We start from the raw sequence: 3,522 nt of genomic DNA on the forward strand, positions 1-3,522 counted from the left end.
CGTCTTATCCCGACGATCATTCTTGGTATTGGCTATCTCGTTGCCTTCTATTGTCTTTCGATGGCTCTCAGAGATATTCCGACCGGGATTGCTTACGCAATCTGGTCTGGTGTGGGTATTGTTCTTGTTGCTGTAATTGCCTGTATTTTTCAGGGACAGAGCCTCGATCTACCTGCAATGGTCGGAATGGCTTTGATCATTGCAGGTGTGTTGGTGATGAACCTCTTTTCAACAGCAACGGGGCACTAATTCTGTTTGCATAAAGGTGAGTTCGTCGGACAGGTCGGTCATGATGCTCCCCCCTGAAGGAGTTCGAGTTGCATGGGTGGCCGGGTCTCCGCGGCTAGGGCCTTGCGAACGTCCAGCGAGCCATTCCATGCCACATGCGGATTGATGAAATATACGGCTATTCCTCGGCCCTGCATTCCTTCGATCTTACGCCGTTCACGGCGGATTACGCCCATTTTTTCCAACGTTCCCATGATCCGGCTGACGTTGGCGGGTGCGCATCCGATCCGTTCGGCGAGCTGGTCACGAGTAAGCAGAACCTCCCCGGTGTCTTGCCGGAGATTGAGTATTATCAGATCAAAAGCATGACGGACCTGATTGGGTCGAGCATCTGATGGTAATTCGCGGATGGCGTCCCAGATCGCGGCGGTCTGTGTACGGCTCAACATGCTGAAACCTCCCGGCCAAAGCCCTTCGGCGGTGTCTGGTCGCGCGGCCTTCTGTAGCGCGTGTGTGGCCCTTGAGATGGCTATACGCGCCTCTCCGGGCAAATGATTCAGGAGTTCTTCGGACAGGAGCGAGAGCTGCTCGGCCGCCTGTGCGGCTTCCTCCTGTCCTGACCGCTGTGGTTTGGTGGTGAGGCGCACAATCTGGGCCATGTCTTGCTCCCTGTGGAGAACCCGTTTTTACGTGTCAGGCTATGGCACCAATACGTGTCAGATTCCGACACGTAAAACAATTCATTTCTCCCAGTTTCTTGCGGGGTGTGGCGATCCCTAAGAAAGAGAAAAGAATCTAATCCCCCTGTTGTCCCCCCTTTTTTCGGTGGAAAACTGCCATTCCGGGGTCTGCTCCGGCGCCCTTTGGGCGGGCTACGCCGCTCCCGCTCCGCGCTCGCCCGGATCCTGTGACGCCGGCAGAATCGGGCGAGAGAAAATGGCTCAGGAAGGAATGAGGGAGCTGGCCGGCTTTCCCATCCGGGTGACGGTCAGGGGATATACCAGCCGCTAAGGTTCCCTTTGGCGTCCAGTTTCGGGAAACAGACCGTCCGGCCCTTCTGGCGTTCCATGGTCCAGCCATCCCCCTTGCACAGGGCCAGCATATCGAGGCTGCCAAGCTGGTCGAGGCCATAGGCCCGCTGTCCGGCCGGGGTGTTGGCCCAGCTGGCGGCGGCCTCCTGATTCCGGGCTTTCTGGTATCCGTCCGCGTGCCCGGTGTCCCATCCAGCCCGCTGACCGAAGAAATATCCCCCGCCAAACGCCACCAGAACGAGCAGGAAGGCCGTCAGGCCCGTCCAGAGTAGAGAGGAGCGTATTTCGGTCTGAGCGGCCTGTAGCGCCTTCTGTGAGGCTCCTGTGGCCTGTTTAAGAGCGGCCTTCATTTCGGCCGACAGAGTGTGTTCCTGCTGGTTTCGGGCCGCCTGATCGGACCGGACGGCCCGAAGCAGACGGTTTGTCTCCGCCATTTCCCGGCCGAGCTGGTCGAACGCAGCCAGCCCGTCATCCAGCTCGCGTTCGTCGGTCATGACCGGTCAGGCTCCGGCTTCTGCCAGCCCTCGAACGCCTTGTGGTCATGGTCGCGGGTGATGCGTTTCATCAGCTCGTCAATGACCCGGCCGAAGCGTTCATCCTTCCCGGCCGCGTCGATCAGCAACCCACCCAGAATGACCTTGCGGCGGGTGTCCAGTTTGCGTTCCTCGGCGGTCTGTCTGGCGAGCAAAGTCTGATACCGGGCCTTGGCCTGCTCGACCTGCTGTTTTGCTTTCTCGATGGGTGTCATTTTTTCTCCTGCCCCAAGTGGGTGCAATGGTCTGTCGTTATTCTTGTCCCCGCGTGACCCTGTTGATGATACCCGATTTTTCGGAAGTTTCCTTGATTCGTCGCGGAACGCAAACAACCCTTGCGACGAAGTAGTAAAGGGCGCACTTTAGCATTGTTCCAATGCGTGCGTCAGGGACGTTCCTTCCCTGAACCCTTCCTTATCCCGGTGACCCGTGGCGATCTATCACCTGTCCGTCAAAGCCATATCCCGTTCGGCCGGTCGCAGTGTTGTCGCTGCTGCTGCCTATCGTGCCGGTCAGGAACTGACAGACGAACGGCAGGGCCTGACGCACGACTACACCCGCAAACAGGGGGTGGAGGATGCGTTCATCGTGGCTCCAGATGGTGCAGACTGGGCACAGGACCGGAACGCCCTATGGAACGCAGCCGAAGCGGCCGAGAAAAGGAAGGACGCCAAGACCGGCCGGGAATACGAGCTGGCGTTACCGGCCGAACTGGATGCGGGCGCACGGAAGGAACTGGCGCGGGATTTCGCGGCCGAGCTAGTGGCGCGGTACGGGGTGGTGGCAGATGTGGCGATCCATGCACCCGGCCGGGAAGGGGATAACCGGAATCATCACGCTCACATCCTCACCACGACCCGGACGGCGGGGGCGGAAGGGCTAGGGGCCAAGACGCGGGTTCTGGACGTGGCCAGCACCGCATCGGCCGAAATCGAGCACATGCGGGGGGTGTGGGCGCGCCAGGTGAACATGGCGCTGGAACGACACCTGGTCGAACAGCGGGTGGACCACCGGAGCTTCGAGCGCCAGGGGAAGGAACAGGAGCCGACCCGGCACATGGGCGTGTCAGCGACCGCCCTAGAGCGTCAGGCGGCCCGCGAGATTCCCGGCCGAGATCCTGTGACGGATCTCGGGAAGCAGAATGCGGAGATCCGTGAGCGAAACCGGGTGCTGGAAACGGCCCGCAAGGCCATGGAGAAGGCGCAGGAGCTGTTCTCCGGCCTTGAGAAGCGGGCACGGCTGGCGGTTGGTCTGGCCCGGAAGCTCGGGGAGCGGATGGAGCAGCAGCGGGAAGCCGAACGCCAGAGGCAGGAGCGGGTCCGTCAGGCCGAAATCAGGCGGGAAATGCAGCGGCAGGCAGAGCAGCGGGCGGCCGATGAAGCCCGGAAGGCCGCCGAGCTGGCAAGACAGAAGCAAGCCGCCAAAGAGGCCGAGAGGCCAACAGTCAGGCGTTCCCGTGATCGGGGGCCAAGTATTGGGTTTTAAAATTTGAATGCGCGAATCAAAAGCGGCTTTCAATTCTTCAAGGAACTACATCTGTGAGCTATTTTTATCTCGGTATAGCCATTGTTGCCGAAATCATCGCAACTTCTCTTCTTAAAACCTCTGAAGGTTTCACACGTCTTATCCCGACGATCATTCTTGGTATTGGCTATCTCGTTGCCTTCTATTGTCTTTCGATGGCTCTCAGAGATATTCCGACCGGGATTGCTTACGCAATCTGGTCTGGT

The 3,522-nt window shown here is 59.4% G+C and carries 6 protein-coding genes; 3 read left to right on the plus strand and 3 right to left on the minus strand.

Annotated elements, in window-relative coordinates; genetic code table 11:
• A partial coding sequence (locus tag HKD24_RS14850; RefSeq protein WP_194260942.1) for a DMT family transporter occupies nt 1–249 on the plus strand: 249 nt, incomplete at its 5' end.
• A gap of 38 nt (nt 250–287) precedes the next feature.
• Here HKD24_RS14850 and HKD24_RS14855 read toward each other — a convergent pair.
• The 3 genes from HKD24_RS14855 to HKD24_RS14865 all read right to left on the minus strand — a co-directional run bounded on the left by HKD24_RS14855 (nt 288) and on the right by HKD24_RS14865 (nt 2,007).
• Entirely contained in the window at nt 288–887 is a 600-nt protein-coding gene (locus HKD24_RS14855; RefSeq protein WP_194256257.1) for a helix-turn-helix domain-containing protein, read from the minus strand.
• A 329-nt stretch (nt 888–1,216) separates the two neighbouring features.
• Nucleotides 1,217–1,753 carry a hypothetical protein gene (locus tag HKD24_RS14860; protein ID WP_061487132.1) on the minus strand — a complete coding sequence of 179 codons (537 nt, stop codon included), beginning with the start codon at nt 1,751–1,753 and terminating at the stop codon, nt 1,217–1,219.
• A complete protein-coding gene (locus tag HKD24_RS14865) occupies nt 1,750–2,007 on the minus strand; it encodes a hypothetical protein (protein ID WP_061487133.1) in 258 nt (85 codons plus the stop codon). The genes HKD24_RS14860 and HKD24_RS14865 overlap by 4 nt, the downstream gene beginning before the upstream one ends.
• Before the next feature lie 214 nt (nt 2,008–2,221).
• Here HKD24_RS14865 and mobQ point away from each other — a divergent pair, with 214 nt between their 5' ends.
• Both mobQ and HKD24_RS14875 read left to right on the plus strand, forming a co-directional pair.
• Nucleotides 2,222–3,277 (plus strand): MobQ family relaxase, encoded by a 1,056-nt coding sequence (gene mobQ, locus HKD24_RS14870; RefSeq protein WP_061487134.1) that lies wholly within the window; start codon nt 2,222–2,224, stop codon nt 3,275–3,277.
• Between the two features lie 53 nt (nt 3,278–3,330).
• Nucleotides 3,331–3,522, plus strand: a 192-nt coding sequence (locus HKD24_RS14875) for a DMT family transporter (RefSeq protein WP_322783344.1), incomplete at its 3' end; no start/stop codon positions are given.

Source organism: Gluconobacter vitians (assembly GCF_015244565.1).
In the GTDB taxonomy this organism is placed as follows: Bacteria; Pseudomonadota; Alphaproteobacteria; order Acetobacterales; family Acetobacteraceae; genus Gluconobacter; species Gluconobacter vitians.

What these genes read in the sequence shown, in the direction of transcription:
- HKD24_RS14855 (WP_194256257.1), bottom strand. Translation starts at nt 887, where the DNA reads ATGGCCCAGATTGTGCGCCTCACCACCAAACCACAGCGGTCAGGACAG.
- HKD24_RS14860 (WP_061487132.1), bottom strand. Translation starts at nt 1,753, where the DNA reads ATGACCGACGAACGCGAGCTGGATGACGGGCTGGCTGCGTTCGACCAG.
- HKD24_RS14865 (WP_061487133.1), bottom strand. Translation starts at nt 2,007, where the DNA reads ATGACACCCATCGAGAAAGCAAAACAGCAGGTCGAGCAGGCCAAGGCC.